20 protein-coding genes are annotated in these 21751 nt (G+C 71.0%); 13 read left to right on the forward strand and 7 right to left on the reverse strand.

Features of this window, described 5'->3' with window-relative positions:
• Positions 1-154: 154 nt before the first annotated feature.
• The gene (locus tag ACZ7L4_RS28330) at positions 155-1036 is read right to left on the reverse strand and encodes a helix-turn-helix domain-containing protein (protein ID WP_472106930.1); all 882 of its coding nucleotides are present in this window, start codon (positions 1034-1036) and stop codon (positions 155-157) included.
• Between the two features lie 140 nt (positions 1037-1176).
• Here ACZ7L4_RS28330 and ACZ7L4_RS28335 point away from each other — a divergent pair, with 140 nt between their 5' ends.
• A complete protein-coding gene (locus tag ACZ7L4_RS28335; protein ID WP_472106932.1) occupies positions 1177-1824 on the forward strand; it encodes a GntR family transcriptional regulator in 648 nt (215 codons plus the stop codon).
• 91 nt (positions 1825-1915) lie between these two features.
• Here ACZ7L4_RS28335 and ACZ7L4_RS28340 read toward each other — a convergent pair whose 3' ends face one another.
• Positions 1916-2845: a carbamate kinase gene (locus ACZ7L4_RS28340; RefSeq protein ID WP_472106934.1), complete on the reverse strand. Its 930-nt coding sequence runs from the start codon at positions 2843-2845 to the stop codon at positions 1916-1918.
• A gap of 117 nt (positions 2846-2962) precedes the next feature.
• Between ACZ7L4_RS28340 and ACZ7L4_RS28345 the strand changes: the two genes are divergently transcribed.
• The 6 genes from ACZ7L4_RS28345 (at position 2963) to ACZ7L4_RS28370 (ending at position 8383) form a co-directional block, all read left to right on the forward strand.
• Positions 2963-3904, forward strand: a complete 942-nt coding sequence (locus ACZ7L4_RS28345; RefSeq protein ID WP_472106936.1) for an oxamate carbamoyltransferase subunit AllH family protein — start codon at positions 2963-2965, stop codon at positions 3902-3904.
• A 50-nt stretch (positions 3905-3954) separates the two neighbouring features.
• On the forward strand, positions 3955-5448 hold the full coding sequence (gene fdrA / locus ACZ7L4_RS28350) for an acyl-CoA synthetase FdrA (RefSeq protein ID WP_472106938.1): 1494 nt from the start codon (positions 3955-3957) through the stop codon (positions 5446-5448).
• The gene (locus ACZ7L4_RS28355) at positions 5445-6896 is read left to right on the forward strand and encodes a YlbE family protein (RefSeq protein ID WP_472106940.1); all 1452 of its coding nucleotides are present in this window, start codon (positions 5445-5447) and stop codon (positions 6894-6896) included. The genes fdrA and ACZ7L4_RS28355 overlap by 4 nt, the downstream gene beginning before the upstream one ends.
• Positions 6897-6936: 40 nt before the next feature.
• Positions 6937-7434, forward strand: a complete 498-nt coding sequence (locus tag ACZ7L4_RS28360; protein ID WP_472106941.1) for a DUF1097 domain-containing protein — start codon at positions 6937-6939, stop codon at positions 7432-7434.
• A 74-nt stretch (positions 7435-7508) separates the two neighbouring features.
• Positions 7509-8099: a Uma2 family endonuclease gene (locus tag ACZ7L4_RS28365; RefSeq protein ID WP_472106943.1), complete on the forward strand. Its 591-nt coding sequence runs from the start codon at positions 7509-7511 to the stop codon at positions 8097-8099.
• The gene (locus ACZ7L4_RS28370) at positions 8096-8383 is read left to right on the forward strand and encodes a helix-turn-helix domain-containing protein (RefSeq protein WP_472106944.1); all 288 of its coding nucleotides are present in this window, start codon (positions 8096-8098) and stop codon (positions 8381-8383) included. Before ACZ7L4_RS28365 ends, ACZ7L4_RS28370 begins: the two co-directional genes overlap by 4 nt.
• 29 nt (positions 8384-8412) lie before the next feature.
• Here the strand turns inward: ACZ7L4_RS28370 and ACZ7L4_RS28375 are convergent, their stop codons facing one another.
• From ACZ7L4_RS28375 to ACZ7L4_RS28390, 4 genes are all read right to left on the reverse strand, one after another.
• The gene (locus ACZ7L4_RS28375; RefSeq protein ID WP_472106946.1) at positions 8413-9909 is read right to left on the reverse strand and encodes a GMC oxidoreductase; all 1497 of its coding nucleotides are present in this window, start codon (positions 9907-9909) and stop codon (positions 8413-8415) included.
• On the reverse strand, positions 9906-10292 hold the full coding sequence (locus tag ACZ7L4_RS28380; protein WP_472106947.1) for a C-glycoside deglycosidase beta subunit domain-containing protein: 387 nt from the start codon (positions 10290-10292) through the stop codon (positions 9906-9908). Before ACZ7L4_RS28380 ends, ACZ7L4_RS28375 begins: the two co-directional genes overlap by 4 nt.
• A 43-nt stretch (positions 10293-10335) precedes the next feature.
• Positions 10336-11358, reverse strand: a complete 1023-nt coding sequence (locus tag ACZ7L4_RS28385) for a sugar phosphate isomerase/epimerase family protein (RefSeq protein WP_472106949.1) — start codon at positions 11356-11358, stop codon at positions 10336-10338.
• Positions 11359-11510: 152 nt separating this feature from the next.
• Positions 11511-12902 carry an MFS transporter gene (locus tag ACZ7L4_RS28390; RefSeq protein WP_472106951.1) on the reverse strand — a complete coding sequence of 464 codons (1392 nt, stop codon included), beginning with the start codon at positions 12900-12902 and terminating at the stop codon, positions 11511-11513.
• Positions 12903-13245: 343 nt separating this feature from the next.
• Between ACZ7L4_RS28390 and ACZ7L4_RS28395 the strand changes: the two genes are divergently transcribed.
• The 4 genes from ACZ7L4_RS28395 (at position 13246) to ACZ7L4_RS28410 (ending at position 17420) form a co-directional block, all read left to right on the forward strand.
• On the forward strand, positions 13246-14625 hold the full coding sequence (locus ACZ7L4_RS28395) for an MFS transporter (RefSeq protein WP_472106953.1): 1380 nt from the start codon (positions 13246-13248) through the stop codon (positions 14623-14625).
• A gap of 79 nt (positions 14626-14704) precedes the next feature.
• Entirely contained in the window at positions 14705-15643 is a 939-nt protein-coding gene (locus tag ACZ7L4_RS28400) for a sugar phosphate isomerase/epimerase family protein (protein ID WP_472106955.1), read from the forward strand.
• Positions 15640-16626, forward strand: a complete 987-nt coding sequence (locus tag ACZ7L4_RS28405; protein WP_472106957.1) for a sugar phosphate isomerase/epimerase family protein — start codon at positions 15640-15642, stop codon at positions 16624-16626. Before ACZ7L4_RS28400 ends, ACZ7L4_RS28405 begins: the two co-directional genes overlap by 4 nt.
• A gap of 2 nt (positions 16627-16628) precedes the next feature.
• Positions 16629-17420 carry a TIM barrel protein gene (locus tag ACZ7L4_RS28410; protein WP_472106959.1) on the forward strand — a complete coding sequence of 264 codons (792 nt, stop codon included), beginning with the start codon at positions 16629-16631 and terminating at the stop codon, positions 17418-17420.
• Between the two features lie 59 nt (positions 17421-17479).
• Here ACZ7L4_RS28410 and ACZ7L4_RS28415 read toward each other — a convergent pair whose 3' ends face one another.
• Positions 17480-19882: a beta-glucosidase gene (locus ACZ7L4_RS28415; RefSeq protein WP_472106961.1), complete on the reverse strand. Its 2403-nt coding sequence runs from the start codon at positions 19880-19882 to the stop codon at positions 17480-17482.
• A gap of 143 nt (positions 19883-20025) precedes the next feature.
• On the opposite strand from ACZ7L4_RS28415, the gene ACZ7L4_RS28420 reads away from it, so the two are divergent.
• Entirely contained in the window at positions 20026-21150 is a 1125-nt protein-coding gene (locus tag ACZ7L4_RS28420) for an LLM class flavin-dependent oxidoreductase (RefSeq protein WP_472106963.1), read from the forward strand.
• The gene (locus ACZ7L4_RS28425; RefSeq protein WP_472106965.1) at positions 21147-21737 is read left to right on the forward strand and encodes an NADPH-dependent FMN reductase; all 591 of its coding nucleotides are present in this window, start codon (positions 21147-21149) and stop codon (positions 21735-21737) included. Before ACZ7L4_RS28420 ends, ACZ7L4_RS28425 begins: the two co-directional genes overlap by 4 nt.
• The last annotated feature ends 14 nt before the right edge of the window (positions 21738-21751 follow it).

The raw sequence follows: 21751 nt of genomic DNA on the forward strand, positions 1-21751 counted from the left end.
GTGGTCGGAGGGGCGTGGGCCGCGGCACCCTCCGTCCGGCCGTCACCGGCCGGTCCGCGAACTCGCCCGCGTACGGGCAGCGCCGTACACGTCGAGCAACAACTAAGGGTTACCTAACTCCGAGCAGGTTATATTCCGCCCGTCGCGTCGACAATCACGCGTTCTGGACACCCGATACGGGATTCCGGACATCGCCCGGGTCGCCGCCCGACGCCTCGAAGTACGCGCCCGGCGTGGTGCCCATGACCCGCCGGAAGGCGGCGATGAACGAGCTGGACTGCGCGTAGCCGAGCACCTCGGAGACCGTCAGGACGTCGAAGCCCTCGGAGAGCAGCGTCAGCGCCCGGTGCACCCGGAGCAATTGCCGCCACTGTGCGAACGAGAGACCTGTTGCCTGCCGGAAGGCGCGGGTGACCGTGCGGTCGCTGACACCAAGGTGCGCCGCCCACTCCTCCAGGGAGCGGCCGTCGCCGGGATCGTCGAGGAGCGCCTCGGCGATCGGGTCGATCCGGGGGTCGTTGGGCAGCTGGAGGGCGAACTGCCGCTCGGACGGGCGGAGCACGTCGAACACGACCGCCTCGGCCCGGGCCCTGGCCGCCTCGTCGAGATCTCCGGCGGACAGATGGACCAGCAGGGATTCGAGCAGCGGTGTCATCGCGATCGCCTTCGGCTCCTCGAAGGCGAAGGCGGACGGTGTGCGGTCCGGAGCGAAGAAGGCGTCGTGGAACCGTGCCCCCGCCGTCGACCGTCCCCCGTGGGCCACCCCGGCGGGCATCCACAGCCCGTGCCCCTCGGACACGGTGAAGACACGGTCCTCCACGCGGGACGTCAGGGTTCCGCCGCGCACCCACACGAGCTCGTGGAAGGCGTGCGAGTGCGGGGCCCACTCGGTGGGCACGCGGGGTATCCGGAATCCGGCGGTGATGGCGAAGGGGGCGGGGACCTGCTCAGCCGACGCCACGACCTGGCGCACCACGGTGCCCGCCTCGCGGGGCACGGTCCCGCGATTCACCTCATCGCGGGACGCTGGAACCATGGGGGTGAGTCTATCGAGGGGCTTCCCGGGGGCCGACGTGCGCTCAGTAGGACATGGCGCGCCCGGAGCGGTCCAAGAGTGGATCTAGAATGGTATACCAAGTCACCCCTTGATATACCGAAGGAATGCGCGAGGACCGGATGGCAGTGGAAGAGGGCAGGGAGGCCGAGTCGGTGCGGATCGCGCGGCTGATCCGTGACGACATCGTCAACGGCACCCGCCCGCAGGGCAGCAAGCTCGTCGAGCGGGACCTGGCGGGCGAGCTCGGTGTGAGCAGGGTGCCGGTGCGGGACGCGCTGAAGACGCTCGTCGCCGAGGGGCTCGTCACGCCGCGGCCCCGGACGTGGGCCGTCGTCCGCGAGTTCACGAAGAGCGACATCGCCGACCTCCAGGAGGTGCGGTTCGCCCTGGAGACCGTCACGTTCAAGCTGGCGGCGCAGCGCCGCACCCGCGCCGGACTCGAGCGGCTGCGCACCGTCCTCGACGCCGAACTCGCCGCGGCCGCGGCGGGCGACGCCGTGACCGCGCGCCGGATCGCCGCCGAGTTCCACGAGTGCGCCACGGAACTCGCGGGCAACCACGTCTTCAACGAGCTGGAACTCACCCTGCGCAGCCGGATGCGCTGGCTGCTCAGCCAGCACGACGACCTGTCGAAGGTCGCCGAGGAGCACCGGCTGCTCTACGAGGCGATCGAGCAGCGCGACGTCGCCGGTGTCGAGGCGCTCGTGCTGCGCCACCTGGAGACCGGGCGGGCCCAACAGGAGGCGCGCGCCCACAAGCTGGACTGACCGGACCCCGATGGGGAATTGACCCGACTCCGGTGGGGCGTGGCGCCGGCCACCGGAGCCGGGAGCTTTCCGCCCGGAGGGATGCGCGGGGTCAGGCGTAGACGATGCCCTCCGGGACATCGCCGCGGATCTCGGTGCCGACCTTGCGGGCGAGGAGGTCGTCGAGCCGGTCCAGGGGGCCGATGAGCGCACGGCCGCCCGCGCGTGCGACACGGACGGCGGCGTCGATCTTGGGCTGCATCGAGCCCGCGGCGAAGGTGAGCTTGGCGATGTCCTCGGCGGCCGCGGCCTTGATGTCGCGCTGCTCTGGCGTGCCCCAGTTCTCGCTGACGTACTCGGCGTCGGTGAGCATGACGAGCGTGTCGGCCTTCAGCTCCGCCGCAAGCGCCGCGCTGGCGAGGTCCTTGTCGACCACCGCCTGCACGCCGCTGGTACGGCCCGCGCTGTCGGCCTTCACGGGTACGCCACCGCCGCCGACGCACACCACGAGCCGCCGGTTCTCCAGCAGGAGCCTGATGTCGGGTGCCTGGAGGACGCGGACCGGGTCGGGCGAGGGCACGACCCGGCGGAAGGTGTCGCCGTCCCGGGCGATGGTCCAGCGGTATTCGGCCGCCGCCTCGGCCGCGTCCTGCGCCGAGTAGGTCGGCCCGATGAGCTTCGTAGGCTGCTCGAAGGCCGGATCGTTCTCGTCCACCAGCGTCGTGGTGAGCACGGCCGTCACCTCGCGCTCGCCGGCGAGGGCGTTGGAGAGTTCCTGCTGGACGACGTAGCCGATCATCCCCTGCGTCTCGGCGCCGAGGATGTCGAGCGGGTACGCGGCCACGTCCTGGTAGGCCAGGTTCTGCAGGGCGAGCAGGCCGACCTGCGGCCCGTTCCCGTGCGTGATGACGACCTCGTGCTCGCGGGCGAGTCCCGCCAGGGCCGCGCAGGACGACCTCACGTTGGTGCGCAGCCGGTCGGCCGTCATGGGTTCCCCGCGACGGGCCAGGGCGTTTCCGCCCAGTGCGACCACCACTCGCATGGTGACTCCCCTCTCCGTACTCCCGCTCTCCGTGCTCCCGGGAGGCAGCACCCTCGAAATGGTATACCAAATGGGCTAGGGTTCGGCCAGAAGCTCACGCGCAAGAAGGTGGCGCCCATGACCCAGCCCGCCCCGCCGTCCCCGACGGCGCTGTCCGCACTCTCCGCCGACGCCGAACTGCTGGCACACCTGCGCCGCGGGCGGACCGGCGGGCGCGTGCACAGCGTGTTCACTCACGTCGTCAACGTTCTGGCCGACGATGACCAGCTGGTGTCCCTGTGCGCGCGTGGCCTCGACGACGCGCCGTGGAGCGCGCGCGTCGACGTCGCCGACTGGTCGGCCTCGGGCCTCAGGGCGGGCGACCCCGTCGCGCTGACCGCCGACGAGGGCGCCTTCGGGGGCCCGGCCCGGCTCGTCGTGCTGATGACACACCGTCCGCGGGAATGGCATTCCAAACCGGTCGGGCTGCGGCTGACCGGACCCCAACTGGCCGTGCGGGCCCGGATTCTCGCGGAACTCCTCGACGCACACGGCACGCACGGCGGCATGCCCACACCGCCCGACGCGGCGAACGCCTTCGAGGCCGCCGTCGGGGCCGAACTGCGGCGGGGGCAGGAGGCGTTGCACCGGTCCGTGCTCGCGGGTGACGGGCCGGGCCAACGTGCCTCGATCACTCAACTGCTGGGCCTGGGGCCGGGGTTGACCCCGTCCGGCGACGACTTCCTGACGGGGCTCGCCCTCCTCGCCGCCCAGCCCGGCAGCCGGACCGCCGGTTACGTCACCGCCGCGCGGGAGGTACTGGACCGCCTGCCCGACCGTACGACGCTGCTGAGCCGGACCACCCTGCGCGAAGCGCTGCGCGGCCGCGTGCGGCAGAGCCTGCTCGACGCGCTGCACCCGCTGCTCGCCCCCGCCGAACCCGACGCCGCGGGACTGTCCCGCCGCCTGCGGCCCCCGGTCGACCGCGTGCTCGCCATCGGCCACACCTCCGGGGCCGACCTCCTGTCCGGCCTTCTGGCCGGACTCCGCCTGGAAGCAGAACTGAGAGGTTCCATGTGAACGCCACCGCAGTGATCAAAAAGAATACGTACTTCGATTCGGTGTCGCTGATGTCGATCTCGACGAAGGCGAACCAACTCGACGGTGTGGAGCAGGCGTTCGTCGCCATGGCCACCGAGAAGAACAAGGAGGTGCTCGGCAACCTCGACCTGCTCACGGACGAGCTGGCGGCGGCCGGCAACGGCGACCTCATGATCGTCGCCGTGACCGGGGACGGCGTCGACACCGCGGCCACGCTCGCCCGGATCGAGGAGCTCCTGCAGCGCAAGGCCCCGGCGGGCGGCGACTCCCGGGTCACCCACCGCACCCTCGCCTCCGCCGTCGGGGCCGACCCGACGGCGAACCTGGCCGTCGTCGCCGTCAACGGCGCCTACGCGGCCCGCGAGGCCCGCACGGCGCTCGAGAACGGTCTGCACGTCATGATGTTCAGCGACAACGTGCCGCTCGCGGACGAGATCGCGCTGAAGTCCCTGGCCCACGACAAGGGCCTGCTGATGATGGGGCCCGACTGCGGCACCGCCATCATCAACAACGTCGGGCTCTGCTTCGCCAACGCGGTCCGCCCCGGCTCCGTCGGCATCGTCGCCGCCTCGGGCACCGGTTCGCAGGAGGTCAGCGTGCGCGTGCACGCGCTCGGCGGCGGGATATCCCAGCTCATCGGCACCGGCGGGCGCGATCTGAGTGCCGAGGTCGGCGGCGTCATGATGATCGACGCCATCCGCGCCCTCGCCGCCGACCCGGGGACGGAGGCCATCGTCCTCGTCTCCAAGCCGCCCGCCCCCGACGTCGAGCGGAAGGTGCTCGCCGAGATCGCCACGGCGGGCAAGCCGGTCGTCGTCCACTTCGTCGGCGGTTCACGCGAGGCGGTCACCGAGGCCGGCGGACACTACGCGGCGAGCACCCAGGACGCGGCACTGCAGGCGGTCCGCCTGACCAGCGCCCCGGAGGCCGCCGTGCCGGGCCCGGACGCCGACCGGATCAAGTCCGTACGCGCGAAGCTGAGCCCACAACAGCGGTACGTACGCGGCCTGTTCTGCGGCGGGACGCTGTGCGACGAGTCGATGTACGCGCTCCTCGACGCCGATGAGACCGAGGTCTGGAGCAACATCCAGAAGAACCCGGACCGCGTTCTGCGCGCGGCGGACGCGAGCCGCGGCCACACCTTCCTCGACTTCGGCGACGACGAGTTCACCAACGGTCGGCCGCATCCGATGATCGACCCGTCGCCGCGCCTGGAGCGCCTGGTGCTCGAGGCCCGGGATCCGGACGTGGCCGTCGTCGTCATGGACTTCGTCCTCGGCTACGGCGCGCACGAGGACCCCGTCGGCGCGACCCTGCCGGCGATCGCCGAGGCGCAGAGCATCGCCGCAGCGGACGGGCGCCATCTGGAGATCGTCGGCTACGTCCTCGGCACCGACCAGGACACACCCCAACTCGCCGCCCAGGTCTCCGCGTTGGAGAGCGCGGGCGTCACCGTCACCCGCAGCAGCACCGAGACCGGGCAGTACGCCCGCGCCATCGTCAGCGAGGGAGCCCGCGCATGACCACGCCCGCCAACGCATCCGCCCGCACGCCCATCGCCCAGCTCTTCGGCGGCGAACTGAACGTCGTCAACGTCGGGCTCGCGATGTTCGAGGAGGACATCGCCGCCCAGAACGCCAAGGTCACCACCCTCGACTGGGTCCCGCCGGGCAACGGCAAGCCCGAGGTGATCGCCGCCCTCGACCACCTCGCCCGGCCCGACATCGCCGCCCGGATCGAGGCCGCCAACGCCGAGGCCGTCGAACGGATCACCAGCGCCAAGCCGATGCTGGTCGGCTTCGGCCGGGCCATCGACGTCGTGCCCGGCATGACTCCGACCACGATCATCCACGCGGGGCCGCCCATATCCTGGGAGAAGATGTCGGGTCCGATGAAGGGCGCCGTCCTCGGCGCGCTCGTCTTCGAGGGCCTCGCCGCCGACCTCGCCGAGGCCGAACAGGTCGCGGCCTCCGGCCGGATCACCTTCTCCCCCTGCCACGAGCACGACTGCGTGGGCTCCATGGCGGGCGTCACCTCGGCGTCGATGTACATGCACGTCCTGCACAACGAGACGCACGGCAACCGCGCGTACACCAACCTCTCCGAGCAGATGTCGAAGATCCTGCGCATGGGTGCCAACGACGAGACGGTCGTCGAGCGCCTGATCTGGATGCGGGACGTCCTCGGCCCCATGCTCAAGGAGGCCATGGAGCTCGGCGGCCCCATCGACCTGCGCCTGCTCCTGTCCCAGGCGCTGCACATGGGCGACGAGGCGCACAACCGCAACATCGCCGGGAGCCTGCTGCTCATGCAGGAGCTCGCGCCCCGGATGGTGCAGACGAGCTTCTCCGCCGAGCAGCAGAAGGAGGTCTTCGACTTCATCGCCAGCTCGGACTACTTCTCCGGTCCGACGTGGCTGGCCATGGCGAAGGCCGCGCTCGACGCGGCACACGGCATCGAGGACTCGACCGTCGTCACGACGATGGCCCGCAACGGCGTCGAGTTCGGGCTGCGCGTCAGCGGCCTGCCCGGCAACCACTGGCTGACGGGCCCCGCCCAGAAGGTCGTAGGCCCGATGTTCGCCGGCTACCGCCCCGAGGACTCCGGGCTCGACATCGGGGACAGCGCCATCAGCGAGACGTACGGCTTCGGCGGCTTCGCCATGGCGGCGGCGCCCGCCATCGTCGCGCTCGTCGGCGGCACCGTGGAGGAGGCCCTCGCCTACACCCGCGAGATGGGCGAGATCACCACCGCGCAGAACCCGAACATCACCATCCCGTCCCTGGACTTCCAGGGCCTGCCGACCGGCATCGACGTCCGCAAGGTGCTCGACACCGGCATCCTGCCGGTCATCAACACCGCCATCGCGCACAAGGAACCGGGCATCGGCATGATCGGCGCCGGTATCACCCACCCGCCCGCCGAGGTCTTCGAGAAGGCGGTCGTGGCCCTCGCCGCGAAGTTCTCCTGACGCCGACCGGCGTGCCTCCCCACGAACACCGAGGAGCAATGTGAACCGCTATTTCCTTTGCACCGCACTGTTCACCGGCCTTCTGTGCGGCCTCTGGGGAGGCTTCGCCGGGGCGCTCGGCCTGTCGGCCTGGGCCGGATTCGCGGGCTGCACCGCCTACTTCGCCTGCGAGAAACGCCTGCTGCCGGGCGCGGCCCTCACTCTCACCAGCAGCTGCGCGGGGGTGCTCTGCGCGTGGCTGATGATCCGCGGCGCCGACGCCCTGGGCAGCACCGACTCGGCGTACGCGCTGACAGTCGGCGTCCTCGTCACGTGCATCGTGCTGCTCGGCCGCTTCCGCTGGACCTCGTTCGTCCCCGGCACCTTCGTCGGCTGCTACTCCCTCTTCGCCATCGAGGACAACGACCTGCTCCTCCTGCTGACGTCCCTGGCCGTCGGCATACTCCTGGGCTTCGCCTGCGACGGAGGCGGCAGCGCACTGTTCGCCCGCTGGCGGCCGGCTCGGGACGGCGAGCCCGCGGGCGGCAGCACGTCGTGAACGCAGCGTTTCGGTGCCCCGCGCACGGACAGCCAACCCACGCGTATGTCTAAATCCGCATGTACGGTGGAGCTATGACCGAGCCGGACATCTACCGGCACCTGCGCGAATACCGCGACGTCCTGGGCGCCCACGCCGAGGAACACGGCGCGCGCTGGCCGGAGATCTCCGACGGCCGCCTCATCGTGATGATGAGCCCGCGCGCCCGGCATCAGTTTGTTGGTCACCGCCTGCGGAAACAGCTCGAACCGCAGCTTCCCGAGGACCTGCTTCTCATGATCGAGACCGATGTCGAGGTCGCATCACTGGGCATCCTGCGGACGCCGGACCTGGTCGTCGTCGAAGAGACAACCGATCTCGCCCAACGCGAATCGCTCGATCCGCACAACGTCCACCTGATCATCGAGATCGTCTCGCGCTGGAACTCCTCGAACGACTACCACGACAAGCTCGCCGACTACCCACGCATGGGCGTACCTCAATATTTGATCGTCGACCCTCGCGGAGAGGGAAGCGCCGTGCGCTACTGGGGGATCAGCTCCAAGGGCGGAAAACCTGCGTACGAAAACGAGGTGCACTACCGCTACGGCGACCTGATCAGCATGGGCGACTGGAAGATCGACACCGCACATCTTCCGCGCTACGACGCTGAGGGCGAGCTGTGACGGCGGGCGAGCAGGTCCGTCACTGGCGGATTCAGCGTGGTCTCACACAAGCGGAGCTCGCGGCTGCCGCTCGTACACAGCAGGCATCGATCTCGCGCATTGAAAAGGGCACCGACGTGCCGACACTACCTCTGCTGGAGCGCATCGCCTCCGCGATGGGATGCAGCGTGAACATCACTTTCACCGACGACCGCGAGGGCAGGCCCGGTGCGGAACAGCCCCTCGGCCGGGTCCCGGGCACCGAGCGCGAGACCCTCGAGCACCTCGATGCAAACAGGCACTGAGCCCATCTCGTCAACCGTCCGGCATGGCGTTACTCCCCTTCTAGCTCAAGGCTGTCGGCGATGTGCCGCGCACCCGCCACGGCCAGCGCCACCGATGTCAGGGTCGGGTTGCAGGCGGTGGCCGTGGGGATGACGCCGTTGCCCGCGACGTACAGGGCTCGCACGCCCCACACCTCGCCGGACGGGTCGCACACCGACGTGCCGTCGTCGACGGGGCCCATCCGGACCGTGCCCTGGTAATGGAGGGACGCGCCGAGTCCGAGGGTGCGCGGCTCGTCGTCGAGCGGGTCGCCGAGGGCCGCGGCGGCGCGCCGGACGGCGGTGCGGGCCGCTTCGAGCGTGGTGCGGTCGCGGTCGGTGAGCCGGTAGTGGACGCGCATCGCGGGCATGCCGTAGCCGTCGCGGCGGTCGGCGTCGAACTCGATCCGGTCCTCGGCCCGGACGTCCTTGGCGCAGAACCAGCCGAGGCCGACGATCGAACCGGGCGCCGGCACGTCGTCGTCCGCCAACGGCACCGGTGAGGCGTCGAGTTGCATCACCTGGCCGTGGAAGGGCTCGTCGTCGGTGTACGGCACCCAGCTGACGCCGCTGTGCCGGGCGAGGCCCTCCTCCCGGGCGCCGTCGTAGGCTGCCGCCCGCACGTCCCGCAGCCGCACCGCGTACACGAGCTGCGGCTGGTCGTTGAGGTAGCGGCCGAGGGCCGCCGGGCGCACGCCGGAGGCCCACAGGAGTTGCGGGGTGCGCAGCGCGTCGGCCGCGACCACGACGCGCGCGGCCCGCACGTGGTGGTGGCTGCCGTCGGTGAGGTCCCGTACGCGGACGCCGACCGCCCGCCCGTCCTCGATGACGATGCCCGTCACGAGCGCCTCAGCGAAGAGGGTGTGCCGGGGGTTGCCGCGGGTCGCCTCTCCGTAGATGACATCGGAGCCGGACCAGGTGACCGTGCCGTCGGTGGCCCGGTGCACGGCGAGGGGCATGGGCCGCACGCGCCGCTCTTCCGGCCGGCCGTCGTCGAGGGTATCGGCGAGGCGTTTGCGGACCTCGGCGGCGAAGGGTGCGTCGTCGAAGGCGTGGGCGTCGACGCCGAGCAACCGCTCGGCCTCGTCGAGGAGTTCGGAGAGTCCGGGCACGAAGCCGATGCGTTCGCTGTCGCCGGGGCGGGGGCAGGCCGCGGTCCAGTGGGCGCCCATGCCGCCGACGTTGCTGGACATCGCCGCGTTCGGCAGGCCGTCCTCGCCGGGTTCGTCCTCTGTGGCTTCCAGGAGGAAGGTGCCGGGGCGGGCGAGGCGGCCGTCGGCCGGGGCGGGACCGGGGCCCTGGGAGCGGCGTTGGGCGCGTTGACGTTCGGCCGGGTCGGCGATGTTCTTCACATGCAGTCCGGGCGGGTCGGCGAGCAGCGGTCCCACCTCGAAGGTGGCGAGCCGAAGGTCCGGGCGCCGTTCGGACAGGATGCGGATGTACGCGGCTCCGCACGGCCCGCTGCCGACCACGGCCACGTCCACGTACGCCGGAAAGCGCGCGGTCATGAGCCGAGGGTGAGGCGCTTGCGGTCGCTGCCGCCGCCGGGCACGGGCATGTAGGAGATCCGCAGCCGTACGGACACGGCGATCTCGTGCGCTCCGGGCGCGAGCGGTTCGTCGGTCTCGAAGGCGAGCACGGCCCGCTCCCCCATCTCCCATCGGTCGTCGGTGACTTCGGGCAGCTGGGCGAAGGTGTACGTGGCTCCGTGGACGGTGAAGGTGGTGCGCTCCGGGGGTATCGGTGCCCCGTCGACGGCGAGGTCGACGGCCTCCACCATGGAGAGGAACAGGCCCCGGTAGTACGGCATCCTGACCTCTACCCGCCCACCCGGGCGCCCGTCGTCGCGGGCCCGGAAGCCGTCCTCGCAGACGATGTACTGGTCGAACACGGTGTTGCTCCCTGCGGTCGTGGTCGGTGTGACGATGGGGTGGTCAGGCGCCGGTTTCACCCAGGAGGCGGGCGAGCATCCGCTGCTGCCGGCCGACCTGCTCCACGCTGTCGACCTCGAAGGCGTCCTGGATGTGCCGGTTGCCCTCGTACTCGCTGGAGAAGTGGCCGCTGAAGCCGCCCTCGACGTAGACGGGGAGGATGTCCTCGTACGGGATGCTGAACTCGTGGCCCTCGTCGGTCATCTCGTAGAACTTCGCCTGGACGTGCCCGATGAGGGGCATGTGCGCGAGCGAGTCCTTCGGTTCGGTCCAGATGTAATGGGTGGCCTGGCGGGCGAGGGAGAACTCGACGGGGCCGCCGCCGCGGTAGTTGACGATGTCCATGAGCGCGTGGGTGTCACCGTGGTCGTCGTAGGTGCGCACGATGTAGTCGACGAGTTCGGGGCGCGCCCCGTCGCGCAGGGCGCGCTCGCTCACCACCCGCGGGAAGGTCTTCACGTGGATGCCCATGTCGGGCATGAGGCCGAGGGCCTGGGGGCCGACGCGGTGCATGACCTCCAAGTGCTCGAGGATCCACGGGTGTTCGTAGTGGAAGGGCGCGTGCACTTCGAGCAGGATCCGGACGCCGTGCTCCTCGGCGTAGGGGGCGGCGGCCTCCATCACCTCGGGCGGGAAGTTGATGGTGGCCTTCACGATGGGGGCGCCCAGGCGGACCGCGATGTCGATGTCGCGGCGCACGGAGGCGGCCTGTTCGTCGGGGGTGAGCAGGCGGCCGGGGTGGAGCTTGGTGTCGAGGAAGGCGTTCGTGGCGACGGGTGTCGTGCCGTAGGTGCGCATCCAGCCGTGCCAGTCCTCGACGAAGTCGTCGCTGAGCAGCGGGTGGCCGGGGATGGACTGCTCGGGGATGATCTCGATACCGAGGGCGCCCATGTCGGCCGCAGCGGACACGCAGTCCTCGACGGTCATGGTGCGCAGGAAGTACTCCTCCTGGAACGAGTAGAGGCTGACGGCGCGGCGGATGCCGTGCGGTTGCGGCGCGGCTGGGGTGGGTGTCAGGGGCGTCATGCTCGGCTGTCGTCTCCTTCGTCGACCCCGTGGGGTCCGTGGTCCCGTGTGGCCAGTCTGGGTCCCACGAAGAATAAATTCAAGATTCTGATTCTGTTTTTTGAGCGTGCGGCGCCGTTCTCAACAGGCGCCGCACGCCCGCCTCTTGGGCGCTACCGCCCGTGCGGCCCGGCCGCACGGCCGTCGATCTCGGCGCGCATCTCCTCGTGCCGCCCATCGAGGTCCCAGAAGGACATCGTCAGGGCCTGTGCGGCCACCAACAGGAGCGGGAGTCCGTAGAACATCACGCGGATCGCGGTGAGCGCGGCGCCGCTCGCCTGCCCCGGCTGGTAGTCGGCCAGGGCGAGTCCGTACGCGACGGCCGCCGAGCCGATGGCGGAGCCGACCTTGGTGGCGAAGCTGACGCCGGAGGACAGGAGCCCTTCGTTGCGCGTGCCGAACCGCCACTGCTGGAACTCGACGGTGTCCGCGACCATCGTGAACATCGACACCATGGACAGGCCGATGGCGAAGGTGGCGACGACGTAGAACCCGAGGAACAGGGGGAAGTACCCCTCGGCCGGGTACATCGCCGCCCAGGCGGTCCCGCCCACGGCGAGTGCCTGGAGGTTGCCCCGGCGCTTGCCGAAGCGCCGGTAGTAGGGCGGCGCCACGAGCCCGCCGACAATCATCGTGCCGGACACCAGGGGCAGCAGCACCGAGATCGCCCAGGGTGCGTGCAGGACGGCGAGCGCGAAGTACACCGTCACACCGAGGACCAGCGAGAGCCGTACGAAGTTGAGGATCCCGTAGACGAAGGTGACCACCCAGGGACGGTTGCGCCACAGCGTCCGCAGGGCCGTGCCCGGCGAGATCCTCTCGGACTCCGCGGGCAGGGCGTAGCGCTCTTTGCAGGCCAGGAAGGTGACCACGAAGAAGGCGACGCTCAGCACGCTGTAGACGATGGTGGCGAGCGTCCAGCCCCGCCGTTCGTCGCCCGAGCCGAGCCAGGCGACGAAGGGTGTCGTGCTCGCCGTCACGATGATGGAGCCGACGGAGCTGCCGACCGCCCGCAGTCCGCCCATCTGCATCCGCTCGTGCGAGTCCCGCGTCATCATCGGGAGCAGCGAGCTGTAGGGGACGTTGACCAGGGAGAAGAGCAGTCCGAGGGTCAGGTAGGTGACGAAGGCGTAGACGAGCTTTCCCCCGTCGCCGACGTCCGGGACCATGAACGTCAGGACGCCGATGACACCGAAGGGCACCGACGCGAAGACCAGATACGGGCGGGCCTTGCCCCAGCGGGACTTGGTGCGGTCCACGAGAACGCCGATGGCCGGGTCGACCACGGCGTCGAGCAGCCGGGCCACGAGGAAGAGGGTGCCGAGCGCCGCGACCGGCACCCGGGCGACGTCGGTGTAGTAGTAGAGCAGGAATCCGCCGACGAGGTTCCAGGACAGATTGGAGGCGAGGTCGCCGGCTCCGTAGCCGAGCTTCTCCCGCCAGCCGATCCGGAACTCCGGTCGCTGGGCCGCCTGTTGCTCGATCGCCTTACTGGTGATGTCCAACGTGCTCCGCCCCTTCGCGCGCACTGTGCCACCACGTCGCGGCACCTTGGAGAGACAGAGCACACGACCGTCGCGGCCCGCACAAGACAAAGTAAATTCAAAATTCGGATTTCGTTTATTCGTCCAATGGATACCCGTCCGGGGACGCCACTGTGACCTGCGGCTTCCGCGTCCGGCACGCGCCACGGCGCGACGTGGCCGCCCGCCACTCCCGTGCGGCGCCCCGCGCCGGACGTGCATACTCACCCGCGACGGCGGGGTGCGCCCGCGAGCCGCCCGCCGGGAAGCCGACCCCTCTCCCGCGCCCGATGCCGCCGTCCGCAGCCGCACTCGGGAACACCTCATGCCCCGTCGCGCCCTCTTCGTCTGCCTGGTCCTGGTCACGGCGCTCGGCGCGCTCGACCAGACCATCGTCGCCACTGCCCTGCCGACCGTCGTCGCCGACCTCGGTACGCCGTCGCGCGCTCCCTGGGTCGTGACCGCGTACACCCTGGCCCTGGCCGCGGCCATGCCGGCGTTCGGCGCCCTCGGCGACCGGTTCGGCCGGCGCCGGATGCTCCTCGTCTCGATCGCCGTGTTCGTCCTGGCATCCGTGGCCTGCGGGTTCGCGGGCGATGTCACCACGCTCGCCGCCGCCCGGCTGGTCCAGGGTGTCGGCGGCGCAGGACTCCTGACACTCCCCCAGGCGGTGGTCGCGGACGCGGTGCCACCGCGCGAGCGGGCCGCCTACCTCGGCCCGCTGGGCGCGGTCTTCGCGCTGGCCACCGTGGTGAGTCCACTGCTGGGCGGGTGGCTCACCGACCACACGTCGTGGCGGTGGATCTTCTGGCTGAACGTCCCGCTCGGCGTCGCGGCGGCCGTTCTCGTACGCGCGGTGGTGCCACGGCGCGCGCCGGGCCGCCCGGACTTCGACACGGCGGGGGCGGTGCTGCTCGCGGCCACGACCGCCGGTCTCGTGGTGACCGTCGCGCAGGGGTGGACACCCGCGTCCGGCGCGGTCGCGGCGGGCACCGGGATTCTTGCCCTGGCCACCTGGCGGCGGGAGCGCCGTGCGGCGAATCCCGTGCTTCCGGTGGCGCTGATGGGGCGTCAACCGGTGCTTTCCAGTGCGCTGTTGGCCCTGCTCGGCGGGATCGGCCTGTTCGGCGTCCTGGCCTACGTGCCCACCTGGATCCAGGGCGCGTACGGAACTTCGGCGACCACGGCGGGGCTCATGCTGCTCCCGGTCACCCTCGGGATCGCACTCGGCATGAACGGCTCGGGGCTCGCCGTCCGACGCTGGGGAGTGTGGCACCTCCCTTTCCCGCTCGTCGGGAGCGCGGTGTCCGCCGCGGCCGCCACCGCACTCGCCGCCCTGAGCGACACACGGCCTCCGCTGCCGGTGACCGCCGCGCTGCTGGGCCTGCTCGCCCTGGGCGCGGGCCTGTTCCTGCAGATCGTGGTCGTGGTGGCACAGGACGCGGGCGGCGCCGAGTCGACCGGGAAGGCCACCGCGGCGATGGCCTTCCTGCGCGAGATCGGCGTGGTCACGGGGTCCGCCGCGCTCGGCTCGCTGGTGGCGCGCGGCGCGGGCTCAGGCGACTACGGGGCGGCGTTCACGCCCGTGTTCGCCGCGGTCGCCGCCTGTTTCGCCTGCGGGTTCGGCTGCGCACTGCGGCTGCCGCGCCGGGCGCTCCACTCCCGGCACACCACACCCCCCGCACCCCTAGAAACGAAATCGTGATTCTGTTTCAATCGGGCGATGAACCGCGGCACGTCCCCCGTACCCACGAACCCGCGCCCCTCCCCCTGGAGTTGATCCCATGAACGCGCTCCGCTGGAGCTATATGGACCACTGGCGAACGGACAGCCCGCGCGGTCCCGTCACCCAGTACGCCGCCCGCCGGCACATGGACGACTTCGTCAAGCAGATCAGCGCCGTGGGCTTCGAGGGCCTGGACATGTTCGACTTCCAGGTCCACGCACTGTCCGGCATGTTCGGCTCCGTCGAGAAGTACCAGCGCTACCTGCGCGACCACGGCATCGAGAAGATCGTCAATCTCTTCCGCGGCATCATGTACGACCCGCGGGTCGCCGACGCGCACGTGCGCGAGACCCACGACGAGATCGTCACCAGCACCCGCCGGATGCTCGGCATGTGGGAGAGCCTCGACATCGAGAGCCTCATCGTGATGCCCGCGAGCCTCTACAAGGACACCGCCCCGGTCACCGACGACAAGATCAAGGCCGCGGCCGAGTGCTGGAACCGGGTCGGCGAGATGACACTCACCGAGTTCGGTGTCCGCACGACCTGCCACCACGAGTTCTTCTGCGCGATCCGCACCGAGGACGACATCCGCAGGTTCTACGAGTTCACCGACCCGCGCTACGTGTCGTTCTTCTGCGACACCGCGCAGCACTGCATCGCCGGTATCGACCCGGTCGCCCTCTTCATCGACCTGCACGAGCGCTGCTCCGGCTTCCACTTCAAGGACACGCGCCAGCGAGACACCACAGGCGCGTACCGGCACAGCCCGGACGCCGAGCTGATGGCTCCTCAGACCGCCCAGTGGTTCCACGAGATGGGCACGGACGGCGGCCTCGTCGACTTCCCGCGCCTGATGCGGGCCATCAAGGACGTCGGCTACGAGGGGTGGATCACGGTCGAGCACGACAAGGTCAACATCGGCGGCGACTACGCCGAGGCCACCGCCCTGTCCATGTGGTACGCCCGCAACGTCCTTTCGGAGATCTACGCATGAGCGCCTCGGTCCGCCGCGCCTACGCCGTCAACCAGTGGAAGCCGAACTTCGACGACTTCACCCGCCCCGAACAGCACGAGCGCGCCTTCAAGGTGCTCGCCGCCTGCGGCTTCAGCGGCGTCGAACTGCGCGGCGGCACCGGCCGCTGGGACCCGCTCGGCCGTCCGGCGTCCATCGCGGCCACGTACGGTTCCACCGGCGCGTTCCTCGCCATGGTACGCGGCACCGGCCTTGAGGGTGTGAGCAGCTGGTACGTGGACCCGGGCGAGCCCGTCGACGAGGAGCTCAGCCGGGGCCGCAGTGTCCTGGACCGGGCGCAACACACCGCCATCGCCACGTCGCTGCTGCCGTTCGCCCGCTTCCTGGCCGAGGCCGGGGGCAGCCGGCTTGTGGTGCGGGCACTGCCGTCGGCCGGATCGCTCGACCGGCCGCTGTCCGCCGAGGACATCGAGTCGGCCGCCGAGGGCTGGAACACGGTCGGCGCGGCACTCTCCGACACCGGCGTACGCCTCTCCCTCCACGTGGACTGCCTCAGCGCCGCGGCCGACGAGAAGACCCTCGGGGCGCTGCTCGACGCGACCGACCCCGCGCTGGTGGGTCTCACCCTCGACACCGCCGAACTCACCGTCGCCGGAATCGACCCGGTGCGGCTCTTCGACACCCACCACACACGTGTCGACCACCTCCACCTCAAGGACACCCGGTACGTCGACGAATCCGGCGAACGCCTCGCCCCGCACGCGGAGTTCAGCATGCTGTCCGAGGGCGGCGCGCGCGGCATCGACCGCTGGTTCCACGAGTGCGGCACCCCCGGCGGACTCGTCGACTTCCCGGCCCTCGCGCGGCGGCTGCGGGAACGCGCCTGGTCGGGTTGGGCCGTCTTCGAGAGCGAGCAGACCCCGAACCCGGCACGCAGCGCCATGCTCAACGGCTGGTACGCGCAACGCCTGTTTCCCTCCCCCTCCCCCGCCACACAGGAGTGACCATGCCATCGCCCACCCTGCCGCTGTCCGTCAACGTCGAACTCCTCTTCCGCGAGGCGGGCGACGACCTCGGCGACCGCATCCGCGCCGCGGCCGACCACGGCATCGACACCATCGAGATCTGGTCGCACAGCGACAAGGACCCGGCCGCCCTCCAGAAGGCCCTCGACGCCACCGGCTCGTCGCTGCACACCCTGCTGATCGAGGGCCGCCTCACCCTCGCGGACGCCTCCACGCACACCGCGTTCCTCGACCACGTCCGCGCGGCATCCGAGACGGCCGCCCGCCTCAACTGCACGCGGATCGTGACCGGTTCCGGCGTCGGCCTGCCGTACATGAAGCGCGCCGTGCAACACGGCATCGTCGTCGACGCGCTGAAGGCAGGTGCCGAGATCGCCGCCGAGCACGGGGTGTCGATCCTCCTGGAGAACCTCAACACCCGCGTCGACCACCCCGGCACCCTCTTCGACACGACGGCCGAGTGCCTGGCCGCCGTCCGCGAGGTCGACTCCCCCGGCCTCGCGCTGCTCTACGACGCGTACCACTCGCTGCAGATGGGCGAGCTGCCGGAGGACGTCCTGTCCGGGGCCGGCACGATGGACCTCGTGTCGCACGTCCAGATCGCCGATCTGCCGCACCGCTGCGAGCCGGGGACCGGGTCCGTCGACTGGGGCGCGCAGTTGGGCGCGCTGAAGCGGCTCGGGTACACGGGGCCGGTCGGGCTCGAGTACCTGCCGACGACCGACACCCGGTCCGGTCTACGGGCCATCCAGGACATCGTGCGCTTACTCTGAGGACTTCGCAGACACGCGAAGGGGAGGCGCCCGCCCGGGGCCTCCCCTTCGCCCTGCCCCTACGCCTCGTGGACGAGCACCTGCACGATCTCCTCCACGGACCGTCCGACGAACACCTCGTGGCGGCCGGTGGGCACGGTCCACCCTTGGGTCTGCCTGTCCCAGCGCTCCCAGGAGCGGTCGTCGAGGAGCACCTCGACCTGGGTACTCGCGCCCGCGTCGAGCCGCACGCCCGTAAAGCCCGCGAGCCGCAGGTCCGCCTCGCCTGGCGCGCGGACGTAGACCTGGACGACCTCGCGACCATGGCGGCGGCCGGTGTTGGTGACATCGAGGCGCACGGCCCAGCGGGCTCCGCTGCGGTGCAGCGCCGCCTCGCCGAACCGCCAGGTCGTGTAGCCGCGTCCGGAGCCGAACGGGAAGCGGGCCTTGGTTCCCGTACGGGCGAGGTGGCGGTAGCCCGTCGGCTCGGCGGCGTCGTAGTCGCGGCGCAGGTCGGCGTCGAGCCCCTCGCCGTGCGTGGACCGGTCGGCGTCACCGTGCGGCACGGTGACGGGCATGCGGCCACCCGGCTCGGCATCGCCCGCGAGCACACGCGCGAGCGCCGTTCCGAAGCCCTGTCCCGCGAACCAGCCCTGGACGACCGCTGCCACGTCGTCCGCCCACGGCGCGTGGACCGGTCGCCCGGCGTTGACGACGACGGCCGTACGCGGGTTCGCGGCGGACACTGCTTCGATCAACGCGTCCTGTCTCGCGGGGAGTTCGGAGGCCTCCAGGTCCTTGCTCTCGCGCGAGGTCTCCAGTTCGTCGCCGACCACGAGCACGACCGCGTCGGCCCCTGCGGCGACCCGCCGCGCGCGCTCCAGGGCCCCGTGCCGGACCGGTGGTGTGCAGGTGACCGTCAGGGCCTGCACGCGGGCACCCTCCTGCGATGTCATCTCGCCCATGACGGTCACCGGTTCCCCGGCACGCAGCTCGACCCGGGCGGTGGCCGTCTCGGCACGCGCCACCTGACCCATCACATCCTGCGGCGCGGGCGCCTTCCGCTCGGCGACGGCGGTCCCGTCGACGGAGAGCACGGTCCCCCCGGAGCCCCCGGCGCCGAGCGTCCACTCCCCGTCGCTGTCCGGCGTGAGGACAGCCGTCAGACGCAGCACGCCGGGCTCGGCGGTCGGCCCCGCGCCGGGCACCTCGCCGAACCAGATGAACGCGCTGTCGGCCCTGACCTCCGTCAAGACGGTGCGCCCGCCCCGTACATGCTCGAGCTGTACGCCGGGGCTCCCGTCTGGGGTCGTGACGCGGAAAGCTCCGAGGGATGCGGGCGGTGCCGTGTCGATCCCGCGTTCATGGACGATCTCGCAGTGCGGGCCGAAGCGCTCCCGGAGCGCCTGGAGCGGGGTGGCCGGCTCGCGCGCCGGACGGATCCGGCCGAAGGTGGCTCCCTGGTAGCAGGGGCGGTCGGCATTGGGTCCGATGACGGCGAGGCGGCGGACCGTGCCCGTGTCGAGGGGCAGCAGCTCGCCCTCGTTGCGGGCCAGGACGAAGGCCGCGGCCGCCGCGTCGACCAGGGCTTCCTCGGCCGCATCCGGTTCCAAATGGACGCTGGGGTCGGCCACTTGGCGTTCCGATCCCTCGACGGCGCCGACGCGGCGCGCCAGGCGCAGGAGTCGCTCCACCGCGTCGTCGAGCCGCTCTCGCGGGACGTCTCCGCGCGCGACGGCTTCGCCGAGGCGGTCGCCGAAGTGGATCGCGGGCCCCGGCATCTCCAGGTCGAGTCCGGCGAGCGCGGGGCCGAGCGTGTCCTGGAGGGCGAAGTAGTCGGAGACGACGAGCCCGTCGAAGCCCCACTCCCCCTTCACGATCGCGAGCAGCTCGGCGTGGGCCGTGCAGGGAACGCCGTTGAGCCGGTTGTAGGCGGCCATCAGGCCCCATGCCCCGGCTCTGACGGCCAGTTCGAAGGGGCGCAGATACACCTCGCGCAGCGCCACCTCGCCGATGTCGGCGCTCATCGTCTGGCGTGCGGTCTCGGTGTCGTTGCACACCAGGTGCTTGGGCACGGCCGCCACACCCTGCCCCTGGAGCCCCTCGACGCAGGCCGCGCCGAGCACACCGGCGAGGTGCGGGTCCTCGGACAGCATCTCGAAGGTCCGCCCGGACAGGCCGGTCCTGGCGAGGTTCAGGTTCGGGGCGTAGACGGCGTCGTATCCGCGTCGGCGGGCCTCGGACGCCTGCGCTGTCGCCACCGTGCGCACCGTGCCCTCGTCCCAAGTGGCCCCGAGGGCGATGCCGCTGGGCAGCAGCAGCGCGGTGTCCCGTTCGTCGAAGGCCGGGCTGACGAGTCCGAGCGGGCCGTCGACCAGGTGCAACGGCCGTAGTCCCAGGGCGGGTTCGGCCACCGTGCTCCAGCCGGTCTCGCCCGCGGTGAGCGCGGCGGGCGATGCGGGTGGCTGCGTGCGTCGATCCATGACCACCTCAAGAAATCTCAGAATCAGAAGATTGATTTCGCTTCAAGCTACCTTGACGGGCGACCCCCTCGCATCTACTTTCAGAATCACAATTCTGATTCTTCATCGGCTTCCGCACCGGATTCCTAACGGGAGGTCCCTCCGTGCGCTTCTCCGCCTTCCTCGTCGGCCGCTCCATGAGCCCGTCCGACGACGCGTACGTCATCGAAACCCTCGCCGAACACGCCCTGGAGGCCGACCGGCTCGGCTTCGACGCGGTGTTCCTGCCCGACCACCACTTCACGGGCTACGCGCCGATGTCCTGCGACCCCTTCCTCTTCGCCGCCCACCTGGCCGCGCGGACGCAGAACGTGCACTACGGCTTCTCCGTGACGACGCTGCCGCTGCACCACCCGGTCCGCTTCGCCGAGCGCGTGAACCTGCTCGACCACCTGACCAAGGGCAAACTCCTCGTCGGCATCGGCTCGGGCACCACGCCCGAGGAGACCATCGGCTTCGGCGTCGACTTCCAGGACTCCAAGGGCCTGATGGACACCCAGGTGGAGCTGGTCCAGCGGCTGTGGTCCAAGAAGATCGACGACGACCCGATCGAGTTCGAGCACGGCCCGTACAAGGGTGCCGTCGTCCAGCGCATCGTCCCGGCGCCCTACAGCGAGCGCCGCCGCCTGATGAGTGTCGCGATGCGCGAGGCCAGTACGGCGCGGGCCGCCAAGTACGGCTGGCCGGCGTTCATCCCCGCCTTCGTCCCGCCGATCCCCGCCAGCGGCGAACCCTCGACGGCGTTCCAGAAGTACCTCGACGCCTACCGCTCGGCGATGGCCGCCTCCGGCCACCCCCAGCAGGTGATCGACGACTGCATGTCGTGGACCACCCACTCCTACCAGTGCGTCCACGTGGCCGAGACGGACGAGCAAGCGCGCGCGGAGCTGGAGGTCATCCTCGCCGCGTACCAGGAGGCCATCGACCGCGAGTACGCGTACAACAAGCGCGCCGAGGACATCAGCGGCGTCGACCTCACCTCCGCGCAGGCGCCGAACGCGCTGAGCGAGGAGTGGATCCGCACCTGGTGCCTGTACGGCAGCCCGGACACGGTCGCCGAACAGCTGGGCCACTACGAGGAGTTGGGCGTCGGGAACGTCCTGATGGGCTTCACCAACGGGCCGCTCACGCCCGAGCGTTACGCCCTGACCCGGCAGTCCATGAACCTGTTCGCGAACGAGGTCATGCCCCGCTTCCGTACGAAGACCCCCGCGGGGAGCGAGCGATGAGCCACCTGATCGTCGGCATCGGCGGCACCACCCGCCCCGGCTCCAGCAGCGAACTCGCCGTGCGCGCCGCGCTGTCCGCCACCGAGGAGCGCGGCGCCCGCACCGTGCACTTCGGCGGCGACTTCCTCGCCTCGCTCCCCCACTACGCGCCCGAGCGTCCCGAGCGCACCGACGAACAGCGCCGCCTGGTCGACGCGGTGCGCCGGGCGGACGGCCTGGTCATCGGCTCCCCCGGCTATCACGGCGGCATCTCGGGCCTGGTCAAGAACGCCCTCGACCTGCTCGAGGACCTCCGCGACGACGAGCGGGTGTACTTCGACGGGCGCGCGGTCGGGCTCGTGGTGACGGCCGCCGGCTGGCAGGCCTGCGGCACCACGCTCGGCGCGCTGCGCAACGTCGTGCACGCCATGCGCGGCTGGCCCACCCCGCTCGGCGTCACGCTCAACTCGGGGCAGGGCCGGCTCTTCACCCCGGACGGCGCGTGCGCGGACCCGGCCGCGGCGGCGCAGCTGTCCCTGCTCGGTGACCAGGTCCACGGGTTCGCCGGGCGCACCGCGGCGCCGGGGCGGACGGTGTACGCGGCCTGAGCGGCGTACGGCAC

The sequence above is a fragment of the Streptomyces sp. NPDC107575 genome (assembly GCF_055657265.1).

Bases quoted from the DNA above. Each gene is read 5' to 3' on its own strand.
- ACZ7L4_RS28330 (WP_472106930.1), bottom strand. From the start codon at position 1,036: ATGGTTCCAGCGTCCCGCGATGAGGTGAATCGCGGGACCGTGCCCCGC.
- ACZ7L4_RS28335 (WP_472106932.1), top strand. From the start codon at position 1,177: ATGGCAGTGGAAGAGGGCAGGGAGGCCGAGTCGGTGCGGATCGCGCGG.
- ACZ7L4_RS28340 (WP_472106934.1), bottom strand. From the start codon at position 2,845: ATGCGAGTGGTGGTCGCACTGGGCGGAAACGCCCTGGCCCGTCGCGGG.
- ACZ7L4_RS28345 (WP_472106936.1), top strand. From the start codon at position 2,963: ATGACCCAGCCCGCCCCGCCGTCCCCGACGGCGCTGTCCGCACTCTCC.
- fdrA (WP_472106938.1), top strand. From the start codon at position 3,955: ATGTCGATCTCGACGAAGGCGAACCAACTCGACGGTGTGGAGCAGGCG.
- ACZ7L4_RS28355 (WP_472106940.1), top strand. From the start codon at position 5,445: ATGACCACGCCCGCCAACGCATCCGCCCGCACGCCCATCGCCCAGCTC.
- ACZ7L4_RS28365 (WP_472106943.1), top strand. From the start codon at position 7,509: ATGACCGAGCCGGACATCTACCGGCACCTGCGCGAATACCGCGACGTC.
- ACZ7L4_RS28375 (WP_472106946.1), bottom strand. From the start codon at position 9,909: ATGACCGCGCGCTTTCCGGCGTACGTGGACGTGGCCGTGGTCGGCAGC.
- ACZ7L4_RS28385 (WP_472106949.1), bottom strand. From the start codon at position 11,358: ATGACGCCCCTGACACCCACCCCAGCCGCGCCGCAACCGCACGGCATC.
- ACZ7L4_RS28395 (WP_472106953.1), top strand. From the start codon at position 13,246: ATGCCCCGTCGCGCCCTCTTCGTCTGCCTGGTCCTGGTCACGGCGCTC.
- ACZ7L4_RS28400 (WP_472106955.1), top strand. From the start codon at position 14,705: ATGAACGCGCTCCGCTGGAGCTATATGGACCACTGGCGAACGGACAGC.
- ACZ7L4_RS28405 (WP_472106957.1), top strand. From the start codon at position 15,640: ATGAGCGCCTCGGTCCGCCGCGCCTACGCCGTCAACCAGTGGAAGCCG.
- ACZ7L4_RS28410 (WP_472106959.1), top strand. From the start codon at position 16,629: ATGCCATCGCCCACCCTGCCGCTGTCCGTCAACGTCGAACTCCTCTTC.
- ACZ7L4_RS28415 (WP_472106961.1), bottom strand. From the start codon at position 19,882: ATGGATCGACGCACGCAGCCACCCGCATCGCCCGCCGCGCTCACCGCG.
- ACZ7L4_RS28425 (WP_472106965.1), top strand. From the start codon at position 21,147: ATGAGCCACCTGATCGTCGGCATCGGCGGCACCACCCGCCCCGGCTCC.